The 20,529-nt window shown below is 68.3% G+C and carries 23 protein-coding genes; 10 read left to right on the forward strand and 13 right to left on the reverse strand.

The window, feature by feature from the left end; all coding sequences use genetic code 11:
• Positions 1 to 7: 7 nt before the first annotated feature.
• Together HHL11_RS26525 and HHL11_RS26530 are read right to left on the reverse strand one after the other, a co-directional pair.
• Positions 8 to 1,117 (reverse strand): anhydro-N-acetylmuramic acid kinase, encoded by a 1,110-nt coding sequence (locus tag HHL11_RS26525; protein WP_169421618.1) that lies wholly within the window; start codon positions 1,115 to 1,117, stop codon positions 8 to 10.
• 48 nt (positions 1,118 to 1,165) lie between these two features.
• Positions 1,166 to 2,524, reverse strand: a complete 1,359-nt coding sequence (locus HHL11_RS26530) for a M23 family metallopeptidase (protein ID WP_240980436.1) — start codon at positions 2,522 to 2,524, stop codon at positions 1,166 to 1,168.
• Between the two features lie 187 nt (positions 2,525 to 2,711).
• On the opposite strand from HHL11_RS26530, the gene tyrS reads away from it, so the two are divergent.
• Complete coding sequence (gene tyrS, locus HHL11_RS26535; protein WP_169421619.1) at positions 2,712 to 3,947, forward strand: tyrosine--tRNA ligase; 1,236 nt, start codon at positions 2,712 to 2,714, stop codon at positions 3,945 to 3,947.
• A gap of 4 nt (positions 3,948 to 3,951) precedes the next feature.
• On the opposite strand, the gene HHL11_RS26540 is transcribed toward tyrS, so the two are convergent.
• Positions 3,952 to 4,353 (reverse strand): cupin domain-containing protein, encoded by a 402-nt coding sequence (locus tag HHL11_RS26540; protein WP_169421620.1) that lies wholly within the window; start codon positions 4,351 to 4,353, stop codon positions 3,952 to 3,954.
• 88 nt (positions 4,354 to 4,441) lie between these two features.
• Between HHL11_RS26540 and HHL11_RS26545 the strand changes: the two genes are divergently transcribed.
• From HHL11_RS26545 to dtd, 4 genes are read left to right on the forward strand one after another with little or no spacing between them, the layout of a single operon-like run.
• On the forward strand, positions 4,442 to 4,720 hold the full coding sequence (locus tag HHL11_RS26545) for a type II toxin-antitoxin system VapB family antitoxin (RefSeq protein WP_169421621.1): 279 nt from the start codon (positions 4,442 to 4,444) through the stop codon (positions 4,718 to 4,720).
• Positions 4,720 to 5,127: a type II toxin-antitoxin system VapC family toxin gene (vapC, locus tag HHL11_RS26550; protein WP_169421622.1), complete on the forward strand. Its 408-nt coding sequence runs from the start codon at positions 4,720 to 4,722 to the stop codon at positions 5,125 to 5,127. The genes HHL11_RS26545 and vapC overlap by 1 nt, the downstream gene beginning before the upstream one ends.
• 17 nt (positions 5,128 to 5,144) lie before the next feature.
• Positions 5,145 to 6,065, forward strand: coding sequence for a cation diffusion facilitator family transporter (locus tag HHL11_RS26555; protein ID WP_169421623.1), 921 nt, complete (start codon positions 5,145 to 5,147; stop codon positions 6,063 to 6,065).
• Entirely contained in the window at positions 6,065 to 6,505 is a 441-nt protein-coding gene (dtd, locus tag HHL11_RS26560; RefSeq protein ID WP_169421624.1) for a D-aminoacyl-tRNA deacylase, read from the forward strand. Before HHL11_RS26555 ends, dtd begins: the two co-directional genes overlap by 1 nt.
• 10 nt (positions 6,506 to 6,515) lie before the next feature.
• Here dtd and ybeY read toward each other — a convergent pair whose 3' ends face one another.
• Positions 6,516 to 6,962, reverse strand: coding sequence for an rRNA maturation RNase YbeY (gene ybeY / locus HHL11_RS26565; RefSeq protein WP_169421625.1), 447 nt, complete (start codon positions 6,960 to 6,962; stop codon positions 6,516 to 6,518).
• Positions 6,959 to 7,903 (reverse strand): PhoH family protein, encoded by a 945-nt coding sequence (locus HHL11_RS26570; protein WP_169421626.1) that lies wholly within the window; start codon positions 7,901 to 7,903, stop codon positions 6,959 to 6,961. The genes ybeY and HHL11_RS26570 overlap by 4 nt, the downstream gene beginning before the upstream one ends.
• Positions 7,904 to 7,930: 27 nt before the next feature.
• Between HHL11_RS26570 and ruvA the strand changes: the two genes are divergently transcribed.
• The 3 genes from ruvA to HHL11_RS26585 all read left to right on the forward strand — a co-directional run bounded on the left by ruvA (position 7,931) and on the right by HHL11_RS26585 (position 10,424).
• The gene (ruvA, locus tag HHL11_RS26575; protein WP_169421627.1) at positions 7,931 to 8,506 is read left to right on the forward strand and encodes a Holliday junction branch migration protein RuvA; all 576 of its coding nucleotides are present in this window, start codon (positions 7,931 to 7,933) and stop codon (positions 8,504 to 8,506) included.
• Entirely contained in the window at positions 8,503 to 9,561 is a 1,059-nt protein-coding gene (ruvB, locus tag HHL11_RS26580; protein WP_169421628.1) for a Holliday junction branch migration DNA helicase RuvB, read from the forward strand. Before ruvA ends, ruvB begins: the two co-directional genes overlap by 4 nt.
• A 140-nt stretch (positions 9,562 to 9,701) precedes the next feature.
• On the forward strand, positions 9,702 to 10,424 hold the full coding sequence (locus HHL11_RS26585) for a hypothetical protein (RefSeq protein ID WP_169421629.1): 723 nt from the start codon (positions 9,702 to 9,704) through the stop codon (positions 10,422 to 10,424).
• On the opposite strand, the gene HHL11_RS26590 is transcribed toward HHL11_RS26585, so the two are convergent.
• The 6 genes from HHL11_RS26590 to HHL11_RS34750 are packed head-to-tail and all read right to left on the reverse strand — an operon-like array spanning position 10,421 to position 15,816.
• Positions 10,421 to 12,178, reverse strand: coding sequence for a lysoplasmalogenase family protein (locus HHL11_RS26590; protein WP_169421630.1), 1,758 nt, complete (start codon positions 12,176 to 12,178; stop codon positions 10,421 to 10,423). The genes HHL11_RS26585 and HHL11_RS26590 overlap by 4 nt on opposite strands.
• Before the next feature lie 19 nt (positions 12,179 to 12,197).
• Positions 12,198 to 13,391, reverse strand: a complete 1,194-nt coding sequence (locus HHL11_RS26595; protein ID WP_169421631.1) for a DSD1 family PLP-dependent enzyme — start codon at positions 13,389 to 13,391, stop codon at positions 12,198 to 12,200.
• The gene (locus HHL11_RS26600) at positions 13,360 to 14,004 is read right to left on the reverse strand and encodes a histidine phosphatase family protein (protein WP_169421632.1); all 645 of its coding nucleotides are present in this window, start codon (positions 14,002 to 14,004) and stop codon (positions 13,360 to 13,362) included. The genes HHL11_RS26595 and HHL11_RS26600 overlap by 32 nt, the downstream gene beginning before the upstream one ends.
• 58 nt (positions 14,005 to 14,062) lie before the next feature.
• On the reverse strand, positions 14,063 to 14,662 hold the full coding sequence (locus tag HHL11_RS26605; protein WP_169421633.1) for a DUF4136 domain-containing protein: 600 nt from the start codon (positions 14,660 to 14,662) through the stop codon (positions 14,063 to 14,065).
• A gap of 38 nt (positions 14,663 to 14,700) precedes the next feature.
• Positions 14,701 to 15,621: a tRNA 2-thiocytidine(32) synthetase TtcA gene (gene ttcA, locus HHL11_RS26610; RefSeq protein ID WP_169421634.1), complete on the reverse strand. Its 921-nt coding sequence runs from the start codon at positions 15,619 to 15,621 to the stop codon at positions 14,701 to 14,703.
• Positions 15,622 to 15,681: 60 nt separating this feature from the next.
• Positions 15,682 to 15,816: a hypothetical protein gene (locus HHL11_RS34750; RefSeq protein WP_281068740.1), complete on the reverse strand. Its 135-nt coding sequence runs from the start codon at positions 15,814 to 15,816 to the stop codon at positions 15,682 to 15,684.
• A gap of 184 nt (positions 15,817 to 16,000) precedes the next feature.
• On the opposite strand from HHL11_RS34750, the gene katG reads away from it, so the two are divergent.
• Entirely contained in the window at positions 16,001 to 18,202 is a 2,202-nt protein-coding gene (katG, locus tag HHL11_RS26615) for a catalase/peroxidase HPI (protein ID WP_169421635.1), read from the forward strand.
• Between the two features lie 119 nt (positions 18,203 to 18,321).
• Here katG and HHL11_RS26620 read toward each other — a convergent pair whose 3' ends face one another.
• Together HHL11_RS26620 and HHL11_RS26625 are read right to left on the reverse strand one after the other, a co-directional pair.
• Entirely contained in the window at positions 18,322 to 18,690 is a 369-nt protein-coding gene (locus tag HHL11_RS26620) for a dihydroneopterin aldolase (protein WP_169421636.1), read from the reverse strand.
• A gap of 11 nt (positions 18,691 to 18,701) precedes the next feature.
• Complete coding sequence (locus HHL11_RS26625) at positions 18,702 to 19,451, reverse strand: SDR family oxidoreductase (protein ID WP_169421637.1); 750 nt, start codon at positions 19,449 to 19,451, stop codon at positions 18,702 to 18,704.
• A 92-nt stretch (positions 19,452 to 19,543) separates the two neighbouring features.
• Here HHL11_RS26625 and HHL11_RS26630 point away from each other — a divergent pair, with 92 nt between their 5' ends.
• Complete coding sequence (locus HHL11_RS26630; protein WP_169421638.1) at positions 19,544 to 20,521, forward strand: D-alanyl-D-alanine carboxypeptidase family protein; 978 nt, start codon at positions 19,544 to 19,546, stop codon at positions 20,519 to 20,521.
• Positions 20,522 to 20,529 lie beyond the last annotated feature (8 nt).

Consider the following 20,529-nt stretch of genomic DNA (forward strand, 5'->3'; position numbering starts at 1 on the left):
TTAGCGATCAGGCGGGGTAGATTCCCCCCAGCACACGGGCGCCTCGGGCGCCCGTTGTCGTTGTGAGCTCCAGCTTTTCGCCCCGCAGGCACTTGCGCGCCAGCCAGGCGAAGGCCGCTGCTTCGACTTGCAGCGGCGGCAGGCCGTGCGCCGCGCTGGATTCCACCTGTGCGTTCGGCAGCAGCGCCTGCAGGCGCCGCATCAGGTGCCCGTTGAGCGCGCCGCCCCCGCACACGATCAGCCGCTTCAGGGCCGGCGCATGGCGCTGGATGTCGTCGGCGCAGGCGCGAGCCGTCAGTTCCGCCAGCGTGGCCTGCACGTCGGCCGGTGCGGCATCGCGAAAGCCCTGCAGGTGCGCCTGCAGCCAGGGGCGGTTGAACAGGTCGCGGCCGGTGCTCTTGGGCGGCGGCAGCGCGAAATAGGGCTCGGCCAGCAAGCTGGCCAGCAGCTTCGTGATGACTTGGCCGCTGGCGGCCCAGCGGCCGTCGTCATCGTAGGCGGCGCCGCTGTGGTCGGCGCACCAGCCGTCCATCAAGGCGTTGCCGGGGCCGCAATCGAAGCCGCGCATGCTGCCGTCGGCGCGCAGCAGCGTGACGTTGGAGATGCCGCCGATGTTGAGGACGCCCACGTCCTCGCCGGGGCGGCCGAAGATCTCCTGGTGGAAGAAGGGCGCCAGCGGCGCGCCCTGGCCGCCGGCCGCGACGTCACGGCTGCGGAAATCAGCCACCACGGTGATGCCGGCCAGCTCCGCCAGCAGCGCGGGCTGCGCCAGCTGGATCGTGTAGCCCGTGCCGTCGAATGCCTGCGGCCGGTGCCGCACCGTCTGGCCATGGGCGCCGATCGCCTGGACCGCGGATGCCGGCAACTGCGCATGCGAGAGCAGGGCGTGGACCACTTCCGCATACACGCGCATCAGCGCGTTGCCAGCCAGCCAGGCCCGATGCAGTTCGTCCGGGCCGGAGGCGTTGAGCGCCATCAGTTCCTGGCGCAGGGCGGTGGGGAAGGGGGCGCTGGCGTGCTGCAGCACGCGCGGGGCACCGGCGGAGAAGCCGGCCAGCACGCCGTCGACACCGTCCATGGAGGTGCCGGACATGAGGCCGATGAAGAGGTCACGCATGGGGCAAGTGTAGGGTGCGCAGCTTGCTGCGCACCCTCCGTGCCCTGCTTAGCGCGAAGCGACGTTGGAAGCCGCAGCCGACACGGCGGCCAGCTGCGTGCGCAGCGCCGCGGCGGCGCGGTCGAAGTCCGGGCGGGCGGCCGCCGAGAGTTCCACCGGGTGGCTGTTGCGCGCGATCTCGATCGGGTCCTTCAGCGCGCCGTTCTCGTGGAATTCGAAGTGCAGGTGCGGGCCGGTGGCCCAGCCGGTCATGCCGACGGCGCCGATGGCGTCGCCGCGGTGCACGCCCTGGCCCACGCGCACGTCGATGCGGCTCAGGTGCGCGTAGACAGTCTCGTCGCCCTTGCCGTGGTCGATCTTGATGACGTTGCCGTAGCCGTTCTGCTGGCCGGCGAACTCCACGCGGCCATCCCCCACGGTGCGCACGGACGTGCCCATGGGCGCGCCGTAGTCGATGCCGTTGTGCGCCATCCACTTGTGCAGGATGGGGTGGAAGCGCATCTTGAAGGTGCTGGTCACCCGCGAGAAGGCCAGCGGCGCGGCCAGGAAGGCGCGCTCCAGGCTTTCACCGGCGAAGTTGTAGTAGCCGCCACGCTGCCCCGTCTCCTGGAACCACATGGCATCGAGCTTGCGGCCCGCGTTGACGAAGTCCGCGGAAATGACGCGGCCCGTGCGCAGCGGCTCGCCGTCGGCTTCCAGCGTTTCGTACACGACGCCGAACTGGTCGCCGGAGCGCAGTCCGCGGTGGAAGTCGATGGTGCCGGAGAAGATTTCGGCGATCTGCGTGGTGACGGCGTCCGGGATGCCGGCATCGTCCACCGCCGCATACAGCGAGGTGCGGATCACGCCGCTGCCCACGCGCAGCGAAGCGGTGAGCGGCGCCGTTTCGACGCGCGAGGTGAACTTGCCATCCGGCTGGCGCTCGACGACCAGGCGCTTGAACTTGGTCGGGTCATCAAAGGCCCAGCGCACCTTCAGGCGCAGCAGGTCATGGCCACCGGTGGCCTCGGCCGACACGTTGCGGCCGGCGGAAGCCAGCAGCTGCTGGCGCGCCACCGGGTCCTGGCGCAGGAAGACGGACGCGGCCGGGTCGTTGATGCCCAGGCGGGCCAGCAGCGAATCGACCGTGTCGGTACGGCGCACCTCTTCGTTCGTGAAGAGGCTGAACTGGTGCGTGTCGAGCGCCTCGACCTGTTCGGCCAGCGGCAGCGTCGCCACGTCTTCGATGATTTCCCGCACGGGCAGCGCCGCCGGGTCCGGACCGAGCGAAGCCACGGCGTAGGCACCGCCACCCGTGACGAGCAGCACGGCGGCGACCAGCGCGGTGATTTGCCGGGGGTGGTGTTCCAGCACGTGCGCGGCGCGCGTCACGAGCCGCTCCCCGGCGGTCCACAATGATTCTTTCAACAGATTCCCCTCGAGAGCGGTGTTGTCGTTGTTCGTCCTACACCGCTGTAGCCTGAGGGCCCACATCACCCTGCGACTTGGTCCGACAGGAGGACGGGGAGAAAACCGGCCGAAATTACAATCGGCCGTCCCTCAACGAGCCGCAATTGTACCCAGGCTCAACCGCCGGGCATCTGTAAAACTCCTTATGAATCAAGAGCTTGTTACAAAAAAGTGGCCTGTGACCCCCCGCGTCGAGGAGGCCCTGGCGGTCACTTTGCGTGGAGCGGAAGAATTAATCCCGCAAGAAGACTGGGTGCAGAAGCTGGCCCGGTCGGAAGCAACCGGCGTGCCGCTGCGCATCAAGCTGGGGCTGGACCCGACCGCGCCGGACATCCACATCGGCCACACCGTGGTCCTGAACAAGATGCGCCAGTTGCAGGACCTGGGCCACCAGGTGATCTTCCTGATCGGCGACTTCACGTCCATGATCGGCGACCCCTCGGGCCGCAACAGCACCCGCCCGCCGCTGACGGCCGAACAGATCAAGCTGAACGCCGAGACCTACCGGGCGCAGGCCGACAAGATCCTGGACCCGGCCCGCACCGAGCTGCGCTACAACTCCGAGTGGAGCGACCCGCTGGGCGCGCGCGGCATGATCCAGCTGGCCGCCAAATACACGGTGGCGCGGATGATGGAGCGCAACGACTTCCACCAGCGCTTCACGGCCAACACGCCGATCTCGATCCACGAGTTCCTGTATCCGCTGATGCAGGGCTACGACTCGGTGGCGCTGAAGTCCGACCTGGAGCTCGGTGGCACCGACCAGAAGTTCAACCTGCTGATGGGCCGCCACCTGCAGGCCGAATACGGCCAGGAGCCGCAGTGCATCCTGACGATGCCGCTGCTGGAGGGCCTGGACGGCATCGACAAGATGTCCAAGAGCAAGAACAACTACATCGGCGTGACCGAGGAGCCGAACTCCATGTTCGCCAAGGTGATGTCGATCTCGGACGTCCTGATGTGGCGCTGGTATACGCTGCTGTCCTTCCGCAGCACGGCGGACATCGACAAGCTGAAGGCGGAGATCGAAGGCGGCCGCAACCCGCGCGACGCCAAGGTGGCGCTCGCCAAGGAAATCACGGCGCGCTTCCATTCGCCCGCGGCGGCCGACGCGGCGGAGCAGGACTTCGTGAACCGCAGCAAGGGCGGGGTGCCGGACGACATCCCCGAACTCGCGATCGCGGGCGCGCCGCTGGGCATCGCCCAGCTCCTGAAGCAGGCCAGCCTGGCGCCTTCGGCGAGCGAAGCCAACCGCCTCATCGAAGGCGGCGGCGTGCGCGTGGATTCCAGCGTGGTCAGCGACAAGGGCCTGAAACTGGGGGCCGGCACCTATGTCGTGCAGGTCGGCAAGCGCAAGTTCGCGCGCGTGACCTTGTCCTGAGCGTTCAGGGAGCGGGGCTGGCCAGTGGCTTGCCCTTCTCCACCACGTAGACGCCGACCAGCTTCGCCGGCGCACCGGTGTGGTTGTAGGCGTCGTGTACCACGCCGGCCGGGATCACGAAGGACTCACCGGCCTTCACGATGCGCGGCGGCTGGCCGTCCACTTCCAGCGTGGTCTCGCCTTCCAGCAGGTAGCTGATCTCGTCGCCCGGGTGCGTGTGGCGGCCGGCGCGCGCGCCCGGCGCGACTTCGACACGGGCGACCACCGCCTCGCGGCCCGGCACCGAGACGTCGGCCTTGCCGACCAGGGTGCGGGTGAGGCCCGAGCCCTGGGCGTAGATCGCGCCGGCGGCCAGCGTGAGCGTGCCGGCGACGGCGAGCAGGGCGAAGCGGGAGCAGATGCGCATGGGTCTTCCTCCTGGAGTGGTGCGCCATGCTAGCTTGCGGGGTCTGTACAGGCGATATATATTTCGTGGGTACACGGGGCCACATTCCATGCTGACGAACATCGATATCGACGAAGACCTCGTGGCCGAGGCGATGAAGATCTCCGGAGCCCGCACCAAGCGGGAGGTGGTCGATCGCGCGTTGCGGGAAATGGTCGCCCGGGCCAGGCGCCCGCGGTTCAAGGATTTCCACGGCGTCGGCGACATCGACCCGAACTACGACCCGAAGGCGTCTTCGCCGGAGGAGTTCGGCAAATACCGCGTCGAGCAGCCGAGGGCGGTCTACAAGAGCAAGCCGGCGGCGAAGAAGGCGCCGCGCAAGTCCTGATGCTGCTCGTCGATTCGTCCGTCTGGATCGATCGGTCGCTCGGCATCGAGACCGATGCCACGCGCTTTGTCGACTTTCATGACAACCAGCAGGAAATCGCCGTCACCGGGATCATCTACCAGGAGGTGCTGCAGGGCGCGCGCAGCGACCGGGGCTTCGACGCGCTGCGCGACATGCTGTCGGCGATGTTGCTGCTGGAACCCCGCGAGCTCTCCACGTACGAGATCGCGGCGACGCTCTATCGCCGTGCCCGCAAGGCCGGCTTCACGATCCGGAAACCGAACGATTGCCTGATCGCGGCTGTTGCGTTGGAGCATGGGGCGCTGCTGGTGCACAACGACCGGGACTTCGTCGCCCTCGCCGAAGTCGAACCCGCCCTCCTCATCTTCCCCGGCCGCCCCCATTGAGCCGCGACAATAGCGGCATGACGTTCGCCGCCGCGAAAGACAAGATCTTCGAACCCCAGCAGCTGCTGCGCTGGTCCATCTGGGTGGCCGTGCTGACCCTCGTCCTCAAGTTCGCGGCCTGGTGGCTGACCGGCTCGGTCGGCCTGCTGTCGGATGCGATGGAGTCCATCGTCAACGTGGTCGGCGCTGCCTTCGCGCTGATGATGGTGAAGATCGCCGAGCGTCCGGCCGACGAGGACCACCCTTACGGCCACCACAAGGCGGAGTATTTCTCCGCCGGCTTCGAGGGCATGCTGATCATCATTGCGGCCGCCGGCATCTTCGGCGCCGCGGTGTTTCGCCTGCGCGATCCGCAGCCGCTGGAGCAACTGGGCATCGGCCTGTCGCTGTCGGTCGTGGGTTCGGCCCTCAATGGCGGGCTGGCCTGGCTGATGTTCCGCTCGGCGCGCGAGCACCGCTCGATGGCGCTGGAAGGCGATGCACGCCACCTGATGACGGACGTGTGGACTTCCGTCGGCGTGATCGTGGGCGTGAGCCTGGCCGCCTTCACCGGCTGGCTGTGGCTGGACCCGGTGGTGGCCATGGGGGTGGCGGTGAACATCGTGCGCGAAGGCGTGATGCTGATGTGGCGCTCGGCCGAGGGCCTGATGGACAGCGCGCTGGAGCCCGAGGTGCTGGCGGACGTCGAGAAGACGCTGGCGCAGTTCAAGCACCATGCGATCCGCTTCGACCACGTGTCGACGCGCCGCTCGGGCAAGCGCCGCTTCGTCGACCTGCACATGCACATGCCCGCGAGCTGGACGCTGCGGCGGGCCGCGGCGCTGCGGGCCTCGGTGGAACAGGCGCTCATGAGCGCGGTGCCGGGCCTGCGGGCGACGATCCAGCTGCTGCCCAGCGACGTGGAACCCCATTCGGCCGATGAAGAGGATCTGATCTGATGCTGACGGTGGTGCAGCGGGTGCGCGAAGCGCGCGTGGAAGTCCAGGGGCGCGTGACGGGCGCCATAGCCCAGGGCCTGCTGGTGCTGGTCTGCGCCGAGCGCGGCGACAGCGAGGCGCAGGCGGACAAGCTGCTGGCGAAGCTCTTGAAACTGCGCATCTTCAGCGACGAGGCGGGCAAGATGAACCGCAGCGTGCAGGACGTGGGCGGCGGGCTGCTGCTGGTGAGCCAGTTCACGCTGGCGGCGGACGTGAGCGGCGGAAACCGGCCCAGCTTCACGAATGCGGCGGCGCCGGATGAAGGCCGCCGTCTGTACGACTACTTCGTGGAGAAGGCCCGGGCGGCGCATCCGGTGGTCGGCACCGGCGAGTTCGCGGCGGACATGCAGGTGCACCTGGTGAACGACGGGCCGGTGACGATTCCGATTGCGATCAAATAGCTGGGGGGAGTCAGTAGGGGTTGGGATAGCCCAGAACGCCCATCAAGAGGACCTCCAGCGCCTCCATCTCCAGCGCCTGCCGCTCCCCCAGCTCGTGGTCATATCCTTGCGCGTGCAAGGTGCCGTGCACCAGCAGGTGCGCGTAGTGCCCCTCCAGCGACTTCCCCTGCTCGCGGGCTTCGCGCTCCACCACCGGCCCACATAGCACCAGGTCCGCACTCACCACCGGCTGCTGCGCATAGTCGAACGTCAGCACGTTGGTCGCGTAGTCCTTGCCGCGGTACTGGCGGTTCAGCGACTGGCCTTCCTCGGTACCGACGATGCGCACCGAAATCTCGCCCGGGTTCTTCAGTGCGACCTCCATCCAGCGCTTCACCCGCGCGCGCGTGAGCAGCTTGCGGTGCGCCGCCGCCTGCGGGAAGTCGCCGAACTGCAGTGCCAGGTCCAGGGAGCTCATGCCTTCGGCCCCGAGCGGAACGCGTCGTAGGCGTCGACGATGCGCGCCACCAGCGGGTGCCGCACCACGTCCGCCGAGGTGAAGCGGGTATGCGCGATGCCCTTCACGCGCTTCAGCACGCGTTCGGCCTCTACCAGCCCCGACAACTGGCCCTTGGGCAGGTCGATCTGGCTGATGTCGCCCGTCACCACCGCCTTGCTGCCGAAGCCGATGCGCGTGAGGAACATCTTCATCTGTTCCGGCGTGGTGTTCTGCGCCTCGTCCAGGATCACGAAGGCGTTGGTCAGCGTGCGCCCGCGCATGAAGGCCAGCGGCGCGATTTCCAGCGCGTTGCGCTCGAAGGCCTTGGTGACGCGGTCGAATCCCATCAGGTCGTACAGGGCGTCGTACAGCGGACGCAGATACGGGTCCACCTTCTGCGTCAGGTCGCCAGGCAGGAAGCCGAGCTTCTCGCCGGCTTCCACCGCGGGACGCGTCAGCACGATGCGCTGCACGGCGCTGCGCTCCAGCGCATCGACGGCGCAGGCCACGGCCAGATAGGTCTTGCCGGTCCCGGCCGGGCCGATGCCGAAGGTGATGTCGTGGTTGCTGATGTTGTCCAGGTACACGCTCTGGTTGGGCGTGCGCGCCTTCAGGTCCGTGCGGCGGGTGTGCAACACCAGTGAGCCATCTTCGGCCTGCTCCAGCGGCGCGTCGCCCGCCACCATCAGCTGCACCCGCTCCTTGGGGATGGTGCGGCCGGCCATCTCGTAGAGTGCCTCCAGCACGGCCAGCGCGCGCTCCGCCTTGGCCTTGGCGCCTTCGACGCGGAAGTGTTCGCCGCGGTGGCCGATCTTGACCTGCAGCGCCTGCTCGATGGTCCGCAGGTGTTCGTCCATCGGGCCGCACAGGTGCGAGAGCCGCGTGTTGTTCAGGGGGCTGAAGGTGTACCGGAGAATCAAGCTGATAATCCCGAGAGAGGGACCGCAATGATAGGCAAATTGACGGGGACATTGAGCGACAAGAACCCGCCCCAGGTATTGGTGGACTGCCATGGCGTCGGCTACGAGGTCGACGTGCCCATGAGCACTTTCTACAACCTGCCGGGGCTGGGCGAGAAGGTTTCGCTGCTGACGCACTTCGTCGTGCGCGAGGACGCGCAGATCCTGTTCGGCTTCGGCACGCCCGGCGAGCGCGAAGCCTTCCGGCAACTGATCAAGATTTCGGGCGTGGGCCCGCGCACCGCGCTGTCCGTCCTGAGCGGCATGAGCGTGGCTGACATCGGCCAGGCGGTGACGGCGCAGGACGCCAGCCGGCTGGTGAAGGTGCCGGGCATCGGCAAGAAGACGGCGGAGCGCCTGCTGCTGGAACTCAAAGGCAAGATCGGCGCCGACCTCGGCCTGCCGGCCGGCCACGCCGTCAGCGATTCGCAGGGCGACATCCTGCAGGCGCTGGTGGGCCTGGGCTACAGCGACAAGGAAGCGCAGGCCGCGCTGAAGTCGCTGCCCAAGGACATCGGCGTCAGTGAAGGCATCAAGCAGGCGCTGAAGGCCCTCGTTCGATGACCATCAACACCGACGATTTCGCCCCGCCGCCGGCCAAGCGCGTGGTCGCAGCCACGCCGGCCTCGCCCGCCGAGGAGGCGATGGAGCGGGCGCTGCGCCCCAAGGGCCTGCAGGAATACGTCGGCCAGGCCAAGACGCGCGAGCAGCTGGAGATCTTCATCGGCGCGGCGCGCAAGCGCGGCGAGGCGCTGGACCACGTGCTGCTGTTCGGCCCGCCGGGCCTGGGCAAGACCACGCTGTCGCACATCATCGCCCACGAACTGGGCGTGAACCTGCGCCAGACCAGCGGCCCGGTGCTGGAAAAGCCCAAGGACCTGGCGGCGCTGCTGACCAACCTGGAACGCAACGACGTCCTCTTCATCGACGAGATCCATCGGCTGTCGCCGGTGGTCGAGGAAATCCTCTATCCGGCGCTGGAGGACTACCAGATCGACATCATGATCGGCGAGGGCCCGGCGGCGCGCTCGATCAAGCTAGATCTGCAGCCTTTCACGCTGGTGGGCGCCACCACGCGCGCGGGCATGCTGACCAACCCGCTGCGAGACCGCTTCGGCATCGTCGCGCGGCTGGAGTTCTACACGGCGCAGGAGCTGACGCGCATCGTGCATCGCAGTTCCGGCCTGTTGAAGGCGCCGATCGACGACGAGGGCGCGTCCGAGATCGCCCGCCGCTCGCGCGGCACGCCTCGCATCGCCAACCGCCTGCTGCGCCGCGTGCGCGACTACGCGGACGTCAAGGGCAATGGCCACATCACCGAGGACATCGCGCAGAAGGCGCTGGCGATGCTGGACGTCGACCCGCAAGGCTTCGACGTCATGGACCGCAAGCTGCTGGAAGCGGTCATCCACCGCTTCGACGGCGGTCCGGTGGGCCTGGACAACGTCGCGGCCTCCATCGGCGAGGAGCGCGACACGATCGAGGACGTGATCGAGCCTTACCTGATCCAGCAAGGCTACCTGCAGCGCACGCCGCGCGGACGGGTGGCGACCCTGGCGGCCTACCGGCACCTCGGCGTCGCCGCGCCGGCCAGTCGCGAGGGCGGCGACCTGTTCTGAGTCCGGATCGCCGCCAGGCCGGAGACCCGCAGTTGTGCCAAAAAATGCCGCAATTCCGGCTTGACCTCCGCGCAAGCCGCGTTGACGGCTGAGCTTACAGCTGGCAACACTTGGCGCTCCTAATCACGTTTGGGGGCACCATGAGCTTCTCGAGCAAGGCCAAGCAGCGCATCGCGGTGGTCATCGCCGCCGTCACAGTAAGCCTGGGGTTGTCTTCCTGCGGCGGCGGCGGGGCCGACGCCGGTATCTGGGAGGGCACGCTGGACGGCAACCGCCCGGTCCTCTCCATCGTGCTGGGCGACGGCACCTACTACATGAAGTACGCCGGCGCGGGCGGCACGCTCGGGGGCCTCGTCGTCGGCACCGGGGATCTCAATGGCAACCGCTACACGTCCAGCGATGGCGTCGACTACCACTTCGCGTATCCGCCGCAGGCCCCGAGCCCGGCCACGATCACCGGCAAGCTGAAGGGCTTCACCGTCCTGGACGGCGCCATGAACACCACGCCGCTGAGCCTCAAGCACCAGCGGCAGTTCGATCCGGACGGGAAACTGCGTGACCTCGCGGGCTCCTATCCCGGCACGGTGACCTTCTCGCTCGGCCTGCGCACGACGACCTTCGTCGTCACGGCGGACGGCAACCTGAGCACGACGCTGAATGGCTGCACGATCACGGGGCACGTGGTGCCGCGCTGGGACGACGCCTTCGACCTGAGCGTCACTTTCGGCGGCGCGCCCTGCGTGTTCCCGGGCGCGGTGTTCTCGGGCGCCCTCGTCTACAGCCACGACCTGCAGCAGCTGGACGCGGCCCTCGTGAACCCCACCTACGGGCAGGCGATCACCTTCGTCGCGAGGAAGTCCTAAGCGGCTGGATTCGCGTGGGCCGGGGTCGACTCCCGGCTCGCGCGTGCCGCCACGCCGCTTGCGGGCGTGGCATTCACCGCGATCAGCACCTGCGCCACGTAGTACGTGACCAGCACCGCGAACTGCGCCATCGGCAAGGCCAGGGCGAACTTGTTCACCGCCAGGGTCGAGTCACTGAGCATGAAGAACAGCGCCCCGATGGCGACGGCGACCGCGCCCGGATCGCGCAGCACGGTGGCTCGCCCGATCGCCTGCGCCGCCATCAGCGCGATCACGCACGTGTAGGCGGCCACGGCCACCTTCAGCACGGGCCCGAGATGCGGGAACAGGAAGGCGTACATGCAGGCGCCGAGCGCCAGCGTGCCGGCCAGCGCGCGTCCGCTGGGGAACCAGGGCACGCCCTGGCGGAACAGCGCCAGGTAGCACAGGTGCGCCAGCAGGAAGCCGACCAGGCCCGGGATGAACAGGTTCGGCAACATCAGTGCGACGTCGCCGGCGAGCGAGAAGGCCAGCGCCGCCACCAGCAGCGCCTGGAAACGCGGCGCCAGGCCGCGCTGCAGCACGCAGGCGATGGCCAGCACCATGGCCAGCGGCTTGAACACCTGGTGCCAGCCGACCAGGCCCGCCGCCGCCGTGGCGGTCGCAAGCGCGCCCGCTTCCACCAGCAGCACCTGCGGCACGGTCAGGCGCCCTTGCAGCACGGCGCCCACGGCCCAGAGGCCGGCGCCCAGCGCGGCGAGCCACACCACGAGTTCGGGCAAAGCCAGGTCGTCGGCGTTCCACAGGAAGGCGACGACGCCTCCCAGCAGCAGCACGAACTGCGCTGCGGCGAAGGCCGCCACGGCCGGCGCGACCGGCGGATGGAAGCGCTGAACCTGGGCGACGTCGAAGGGAGCCTTGGGGAAGCGCTGCACCACGTCGGCGGGACGCCAGCCGGGCGGCTCGATCCACACGCGCAACTTGTCGCCCCAGGAGCGCGCATGCCAGCTGTCCTGCGCCAGCGCCCAATAGACCTCGAGGTTGGACCACAGCGGGTCCCAGCTATCGAGCGGCGCGCGCGTGCCGTAGACGGCGCGCCCTTCCTCCTCGTGGAAGCTGCCGAACAGCCGGTCCCACACGATCAGGATGCCGCCGTAGTTGCGATCGAGGTATTCGTCGTTCACCGCGTGGTGCACGCGGTGGTTGGACGGCGAACAGAACCAGCGGTCGAACCAGCCCAGCTTGCCTACGTGCTCGGTGTGCACCCAGAACTGGTAAAGCAGGTCGATCAATGCCACGGTGCCGAAGACCAAAGGCGGCACGCCGGCCAGCGCCATCGGCACGTAGAACACCCAGTTGAACCAGGAACCGGTGCTGGGCTGGCGCAAGGCCGTCGACAGGTTGTAGTCCTGGCTCTGGTGGTGCACCACGTGCGTGGCCCACAGCACGGCCACGCGGTGGGCGCAGCGGTGCTGCCAGTAGTAGCAGAAGTCGTAGAACAGCAGCGCCAGCAGCCAGCCGGGCAAGGAGAGCCAGAAGGCGTCGTTGCGCCACAGCGCGATCGAGCCCGCCAGCGCGGTGTAGACGCCGATCCTGAACAGCTTCAACAGCACGCCGCTGGCCTCGCTGAGCATGCCCAGGCTGATGCTGTTGATGGCGTCGTTCAGCCGGTAAGTATTGCGGCCACGCAGCGCCCCCCAGGCGCACTCGAGGCCGATCAGCAGCAGGAACACCGGAGTGGCCAGGACGATCACCTGGCTCGGGGAGAGACTCATGCGCCCATTTTGGCGCGGGTCAGCTCAGGGCCCCTCTGGCATCTACCCGGATGATCTTCTCGACGCGGCCCTTCTCCAGGCCGCCGCCCACGCCGACCAGGAAGTCGTGCAGGTTGACCGTGGGGTCGACGTGGCCAGGGATCAGCCACACCACCTCGTCCAGCTTGGGCACGCGCTGGTTGCTGCCTGTGGGGCGCAGGATGCCGTGCTCGTCGCCGCCGTTTTCGTAGACCAGTTCGCCGGTGGGCGGCAGATCCAGCACCTTGGGCAGGCCGGAATCGATGGCATGGCTCTTGTGGCCGGCATCGCACACCGCGTGGCGCACGCCGGAACTCATGACCTGCGTCTTGACGAACAGCGCGTGCTCGAACTGAGGCTGCGCGGGATCGCGTTCGTTGGCGGCGTAGTCGGCGTCCATGAAAAGGAAGCTGCCCGCCTGCAGTTCCCCGAACACGCCGCTGGCCGTTTCCCACAGCATGCTGCCGGTGCCCGCGCCCGTCACCAGGCCCGGCGGCAGGTGTTCGGCCTCCAGCAGCTTGCGCGTGAACACCACGTCCTGCACCACGCGGGCGATGGCCTCGCGCCGCTCCTGCGGGCTGCGCAGGTGTTGCGCCTTGCCGTGGTAGGCCTGCAGGCCGGCGAAGCGCAGTGCGGGGTAGCGCCGGATCTCCAGCGCCAGGTTGACCGCGGCGCGCCCGGGCTGCACGCCGCAGCGGCCCTGGCCGACGTCGATCTCGACGAACACGTCGATGACGGCAGGCACGCCGCCGTGGCGGCGGTCGTCCATGGCCTGCGCGAGCCGGCGCACGCCTTCCACGCTGTCCACGGCGATCGCCAGTTGCCCGCGGTCGGCGGCAAGCTGGTGCGCCAGTTCGGCCACGCGGGTGAGCTTCGAAGGCGTCACCACCTCGTTGGAGATGTAGACGTTGTTGACGCCGCCGGCCACCATGGCTTCGGCCTCGCCGGTCTTCTGCACGCAGACGCCGACTGCCCCGGCCTGCATCTGCAGCCGCGCCAGCGCCGAGCTCTTGTGCATCTTGGCGTGCGGGCGCCAGCGGACGTCGTGCTTGCGCGCGAATTCGGCCATGCGCCCCAGGTTGCGCTGCATGGCGTCGAGGTCCACCACGAGGGCGGGGGTGTCGATGGCGCTTGCGGGCTGGCCGACGAGGCGGCGCAGGGAATCAGAAAGAGGTGTTTTCGTCGCTGGCTGCATGTTCCAGGTGCTGCGTGTCGGACCACCCCACGAGCGTAAACCCCTGCGGGGTCCACAGGAGCCGGTTGATGGCGCCATTCGGCAGCTGCCAGGTGCGCGGCGAGTTCACTTCCTGACCGGTTGCGATGCGGTACAACGTGTCCAGCACGCCGCCATGCGCGACCACGGCGATCAGCTCGCCGGCATGGCGCGCGGCGAGGTCGCGGACGGTGCGGGTCACCCGTTCGCGCAGCTGCAGCAGCGACTCGCCGCCGTCGGGCGGCTCCCAGTCGGGGATGCGCTTGCGCCACTGCTGCGCGTGCTCGGGCCACTTCTCGTGGATTTCGTCGAAGGTCTTGCCCTCGAACATGCCGAAGCGCCGCTCGCGCAGCCCGGTGTGGGCTTCCACGGGCATGCCGGCGGCGTCGCCGATGGCGCGCGCCGTCTCGTGCGCGCGGCCGAGGTCGCTGGAGTAAATGGCGCTGAGCTGCTCGGCGGACAGCGCCTGGCCGACGCGTCGCGCCTGCCAGCGTCCGGTTTCGTTCAGCTGGATATCCAGCTGTCCCTGGATCCGCGCATCGACGTTCCAGGCGGTTTCGCCATGCCGTACAGCAATGATGCGAGTGGCTTCCATAACCACATATTTTATGGAGTGGTCAGCTCCTGGAAAGCCGAATTTGCGTTGCGGGTTGTCAACCACCCACACGCACGTCGATGCGGCGCCAGCCCGGCGGTGGATTGGGGAAGCCCTGCATGGCTGCGTCGAACAGCACCGGGAACAGCGCCCGGTTGTCCAGCCACGGGCCTTCGTTGACCGCGCGCGTCTCGAAGACGACCTGGCTGGTCGCGAGTTCGCGCACGACGATGTTCGCCTCGCGATGGAACCAGACGGTGTCGTAGCGCGGGAACAGCGGGCCGCCGAAGCCGACGCCCATGCCGCTGTTGGAAATGCCGACACCCCAGCCGAAGCTGCCCCAGGTCCACGGGTCGGCGTAGGGCGACAGCACTTGCTGCGCCCGCGCCGTCACCTGCACGCTGAAGCGCGCGTCGGTGTCGTCGCGACGCCAGCCGGCCCGGCTCAGAGCGGGGGAGGCCATGGCCTCCAGCTCGCCCTGGTCGGGGGCGAAGGCCTGCTGCGAAGGCAGGCGCTCGAAGCGGAAAGTGGGTGGCTCGGGGACGGCGGCCAGCTGCGAGAAGCTCTGGACCGAGGCGTCGACGGTGTAGCCGGCCGCGCAGCCGCCGAGCGCGAACAGCACCGCCAGGGCGGCGAGAACGAGAGGGATGCGGCGCATCGCGGACACCTCCTGGAGCGAGGCGCCGCGCCGGCGCCTCAGAGCTGGATCACCTGCAGGCCGGGCAGGGCGGGCGCGGCGGGGAATTCCTCGTGGTCGAAGGCCTTGTCGCCGTTCTCGCTGGCCACGCCGTCGGCGGTGAGACCCTGGAAATCGTAGAGGGTTTTGTCCGCCAGGTGGGAAGGCACCACGTTCTGCAGGGCGTGCAGCATGTTGTCCAGCCGGCCGGGGAATTTCCTGTCCCACTCGCGCAGCATGTTGCCGACCTGCTTGCGCTGCAGGTTCTCCTGGCTGCCGCACAGGGTGCAGGGGATGATGGGGAATTCGCGCACCTCGGCCCAGCGCGAGAGGTCCTTCTCGGGCACGTAGGCCAGAGGCCGGATCACCATGTGCCGGCCGTCGTCGCTGACCAGCTTGGGCGGCATGCCCTTGAGCTTGCCGCCGAAGAACATGTTGAGGAACAGCGTCTGCAGCATGTCGTCGCGGTGGTGGCCCAGCGCGATCCTGGTGGCGCCCAGTTCGTCGGCCACGCGGTACAGGATGCCGCGGCGCAGCCGGCTGCACAGGCTGCACATCGTCTTGCCCTCGGGGATCTTGTCCTTGACGATGGAGTAAGTGTCCTGCTCCTCGATGTGGAAGGGCACGCCGAGGGACTTCAAATACTCGGGCAGCACGTGCTCCGGGAAGCCGGGTTGTTTCTGGTCCAGGTTGACCGCGACGAGGTCGAAGTGGACCGGCGCGCGTGCCTGCAGCTTCAGCAGGACGTCCAGCATGGCGTAGCTGTCCTTGCCGCCGGACAGGCAGACCATGACCTTGTCGCCCTCGCCGATCATGTTGTAGTCGCCGATGGCCTGGCCCACCAGCCGGCACAAGCGCTTTTCCAGCTTGTGGTTCTCCCGCTCGATCTTGCGATCGGGGGCGGCGGGGGTGGTTTCCTGTTCGATCCAGACGGCGCTCATGGCGCGTATTTTCTCATCCGCCGCAACCGGGCGCTGCTCGAGGGCCAAGCCTGGAATTCTTCACGGCGTTTCCCCCTGCGGCCCGATGCCCGCCGGGCTGGAGCCCCAGCGCACCGGGTTCTCCAGCGGCGGGTCGCGCGTGAACGCGCAGCCGCTCAAGGCAGCGAGGGCCAGCAGGACGCAAAGGAGGCGCATGGCGCAGTGTGGGCAGCGCCGGGCCGCGGACGAATTGGACGATGGTCCCATGCCCCGGATCGCGGCGGGGCGGCACCCTTGTCCCTGACCCAGACCGGGCAAATCGACTCGCAGCAGCCGGCTTGGGCTAACTTACGCATCCCATCCGATATCGCTTTCGGCAATCCCTGAACAGGAGAGGACCATGGACGAGAAGAGCACGGGCACTTGCCCGGTGATGCATGGCGGCGGCGTGGCGACGCTGCGCGACTGGTGGCCCAGGCAACTGGACCTGACGGTCCTGCACGCGCACTCCGATTTGTCCGACCCGATGGGCAAGGCCTTCGACTACGCGGCGGAGTTCAAGAGCCTGGACTACGCCGCCGTCAAGAAGGACCTCGCCGCGCTGATGACCGATTCGCAGGACTGGTGGCCGGCGGACTTCGGCCACTACGGGCCGCTGTTCATCCGCATGGCCTGGCACAGCGCCGGCACCTATCGCATCAACGACGGCCGCGGCGGCGGCGGCCGCGGGCAGCAGCGCTTCGCGCCCGTCAACAGCTGGCCGGACAACGTCAACCTGGACAAGGCGCGGCGCCTGTTGTGGCCGATCAAGCAGAAGTACGGCCGCAAGATCTCCTGGGCCGACCTGATGATCCTGACCGGCAACGTGGCCCTGGAGACCATGGGCTTCAAGACCTTCGGCTTCGGCGGCGGCCGCGAGGACGTATGGGAACCGGACCTGGACGTGTTCTGGGGCCCGGAAGGCAAGTGGCTCGCCGACGAACGCTATAGCGGCGACCGCGACCTGTCGAACCCGCTGGCGGCCGTGCAGATGGGCCTGATCTACGTGAACCCGGAAGGCCCGAACGGCAACCCCGACCCGCTGGCCGCGGCCAAGGACATCCGCGAGACCTTCGCCCGCATGGCGATGGACGACGAGGAAACCGTGGCGCTGATCGCCGGCGGCCACACCTTCGGCAAGACCCACGGCGCCGGGCCTGCGGACAACGTCGGTCCCGAGCCCGAGGCCGCGCCGCTGGAGCAGCAAGGCCTGGGCTGGCGCAACAGCTTCGGCACCGGCAAGGGCGGCGACGCGATCGGCAGCGGCCTGGAAGTGACCTGGACCACCACGCCGACGCGCTGGGGCAGCAACTTCCTGTGGAACCTGTTCGGCTACGAATGGGAGCTGAGCAAGAGTCCGGCCGGCGCGCACCAGTGGATCCCGAAGAACGGCGCCGGCGCCGGCACGATCCCCGCGGCGCACGACCCGTCCAAGCGCATCTCGCCGACGATGCTGACGACCGACCTTTCGCTGCGCGTCGACCCGGCCTACGAGAAGATCTCGCGCCGCTTCCTGGAGAACCCGGACCAGTTCGCGGACGCTTTCGCCCGCGCCTGGTTCAAGCTGACGCACCGCGACATGGGGCCGCGCGCCCGTTACCTCGGCCCGGAAGTGCCGGTCGAACCGCTGATCTGGCAGGACCCGATCCCCGGTGTCGACCACGACCTGGTGAATGCCGACGACGTTGCGGCCTTGAAGCGCAGCATCCTCGGTTCGGGGCTGACCGTGCCGCAACTGGTGGCGGCGGCCTGGGCTTCGGCCTCCACGTTCCGCGGCTCCGACAAGCGCGGTGGCGCCAACGGTGCCCGCGTGCGCCTCGCGCCGCAGAAGGACTGGGAAGTGAACCAGCCGGCGCAGCTGGCGCAGGTGCTGCGCAAGCTGGAGGGCATCCAGAAGGAATTCAACGCGGCCAACAAGGGCGGCAAGAAGGTCTCACTGGCCGACCTGATCGTTCTGAGCGGCGGCGCGGCGATCGAGGACGCCGCCAAGGCCGGCGGCTTCGACGTCCAGGTGCCTTTCACGCCGGGGCGCATGGATGCCTCGCAGGAGCAGACTGACGTCGAATCGTTCTCGCCGCTGGAGCCGGTGTCCGACGGCTTCCGCAACTACCAGCGCGGCCAGCAGCGCCTGAGCCCCGAAGAGTCGCTGGTGGACCGCGCCCAGCTGCTGCGGCTGACGGCACCGGAAATGACGGCGCTCGTCGGCGGCCTGCGGGTGCTGGGCGCCAACGCGGGGCAGGAAGGGCACGGTGTGTTCACGGCCAAGCCCGGCACGCTGACCAACGACTTCTTCGTCAACCTCCTGGACATGGGCACGCAGTGGAAGCCCACCACGGGCGGCGTCTACGAGGGCAGCGACCGCAAGACCGGCAAGGCGCGTTGGACCGCGTCGCGCGTGGACTTGCTGTTCGGGTCGCACTCGCAGCTGCGCGCGCTGGCGGAGGTCTACGGCTCTTCGGACGGCAAGGAGAAGTTTGTGCGCGACTTCGTGGCCGCCTGGGCCAAGGTCATGGACGCGGACCGCTTCGACGTGCCGCGGGCCACGCAGCCAACGACCCGCTAGCGAGGATGATCCCGCGTCGCCGCGCTATCGCTGGCAGCGCGTCGCGCGAAGCGGGAGACCGCAAACCCTAGCTCGGCCGTCGCTGACGGCCGGAGCTTTTCTTCAATGTTGGCGGGGACTTACCACTGCCCGGTCTCGACCCGGATCGCGACTTCGCAGTCGTCGAAGATCTCGAGCTTGGCGATGCGCACGCGCACTCCCAGCACGCCAGGCAACTGCATCAGCCGGCTGGCCAGCTTGCCGATCAGGCTCTCCAGCAGGTTCACGTGCTCCGACGTGCACTCCTCGATGATGATCCGCCGTACCTTGCGGTAGTCCAGCACGTGGGTGATGTCGTCGTCGCGAGGCAGCAGCGCCTGGGTGCCGAGGTTCAGTTCGGCATCCACCCGGATCGGCTGCGGCGCAGTCTTCTCGTGCTCGAGGATGCCCAGGCTGGCGTCGAAGCGCAGCCCTTCGAGGGTGAGGATCTGGGTGCCGGCCTTGGTCATTTTTTGATCGCTTACATCAGTGAGAAGTCACGGTCGAACTTCATCAGGTGCTGGCCGCCATCCACCAGCAAGGTGGTGCCGGTGATGGACTGGTTCTCCAACGCGAAACGCACGGTGGCAGCCACGTCTTCCGGCGTCGAGGAGCGGCCCAACGGCGACAGTTGGTGCAGCGCCTCGAACTTCTCCTGCGACAACAGGTGGCTCGTCAGCGTGAGGCCGGGCGCCACGCCCACCACGCGCAATTGCGGAGCCAGCGCCTGCGCGAGCAGCGTGTTGGCCGCTTCCAGCGCTGCCTTCGACAGCGTGTAGCTGAAGAAATCCGGGTTCGGGTTCCAGAGCTTCTGGTCCAGGAGATTCACCACCACACCGCGCGCATTGCGGGCGCTCACGTGGGCGTGCAAGGCCTGGGCCAGCAATACCGGCGCGGCCGTATTGCTGGCGATGTGTGCCGCGAGCGAACCAGCGCTGAAGCTCTGCGCGCTGTCGTGTTCGAAGCGGGACGCGTTGTTCACCACCGCATCGAGCTTGCCGAAACGCTGGACGACCTGGCCGAACAAGGCGCGCACCTGGGTTTCCTCGCCCAGTTCGGCCTGGAAGGCGGCCGCCCGCGGGCCGCAGTCCTGCGTGGTCTGCAGGGCTTCGTCCGCGGATCCGCGGTAATGCACAGCTACCTGCCAGCCGGCGCGCGCCAGGTCCAGGGCGATGGCGCGGCCCAGCCGGCGGGCGGCGCCGGTCACGAGCACGGTGCGGAAATCTGGCATCGGCCGAGTGTAAGGCGGGGAACTATCGCGCCGTGGTCCTCCTCCTACACCGCTTGTGCCGGCCCAGCCGAAGGCCGCACCACCAGCCCCGCATGAAGTCCGCCCGCCTCCTTCCCCTCGCACTCGCAATTTTTTCTACCGCCTGGTTCGTGCCTGCCGAAGCGCAAGCCGCGACGGCGCATCACGCCCACAAGCCGGTCCATGCGCGCCCGGCCGCAGCCAAGCCCAAGGCCCACTCGGCGACGCGCCACGTCGCCGCGCGCGCCAAGCCGGCGCCGCAACCCGTCGCGCGCAGCACCGTGCCGCAAGAGCTGGCCGTACGCGCCACGTCCGCTCTCGTCATCGACCCGGAAAGCGACCAGGTGCTTTACGGCAAGAACGCGACCTCCGTCCAGCCGATCGCCTCGCTCACCAAGCTGATGACCGGCCTGGTCATCGACGAGGCGAAGCTGCCGATGGACGAAGAGATCACGATCGCCGATGAAGACGTCGACCGCTTGAAGTTCAGCAGTTCGCACCTGCCGGTGGGCACGCGCCTGACGCGCAACGAGGCGCTGCACCTGGCGTTGATGTCCAGCGAGAACCGCGCCGCGCACGCGCTGGGCCGCACCTACCCGGGCGGCCTGGCGGCTTTCGTCGATGCGATGAACAACAAGGCCCAGCAGTTGGGCATGAAGAACACGAAGTACGTGGAGCCCACCGGCCTGTCCAGCGCCAACCAGTCCACGGCGCGCGACCTGGCGACGCTGGTGGAGGAAGCGGCCGACCACCCGGTGCTGCGCGAGTTCTCCACCTCCACCGGCTACCAGCTGGATGCCGGCAAGCGCAGCCGGCATTTCGGCAGCACCAACCCGCTGGTGCGCGACCCACTTTGGAAGATCACGCTGCAGAAGACCGGCTACATCCGCGAAGCCGGCCAGTGCCTGATCCTGGAAGCCCGCATGGCCGGCCGCAAGCTGATCATGGTATTCCTGGATTCGGCGGGCAACCTGGGCCGCATCAAGGACGCGCAGGCCGTGCGCAAGTGGCTGGACTCGCGGCCCGAGCTGCTGAACGCCAGCAGCCGGTAAGGGCACAT

The organism is Ramlibacter agri (assembly GCF_012927085.1).
In the GTDB taxonomy this organism is placed as follows: domain Bacteria; phylum Pseudomonadota; class Gammaproteobacteria; order Burkholderiales; family Burkholderiaceae_C; genus Ramlibacter; species Ramlibacter agri.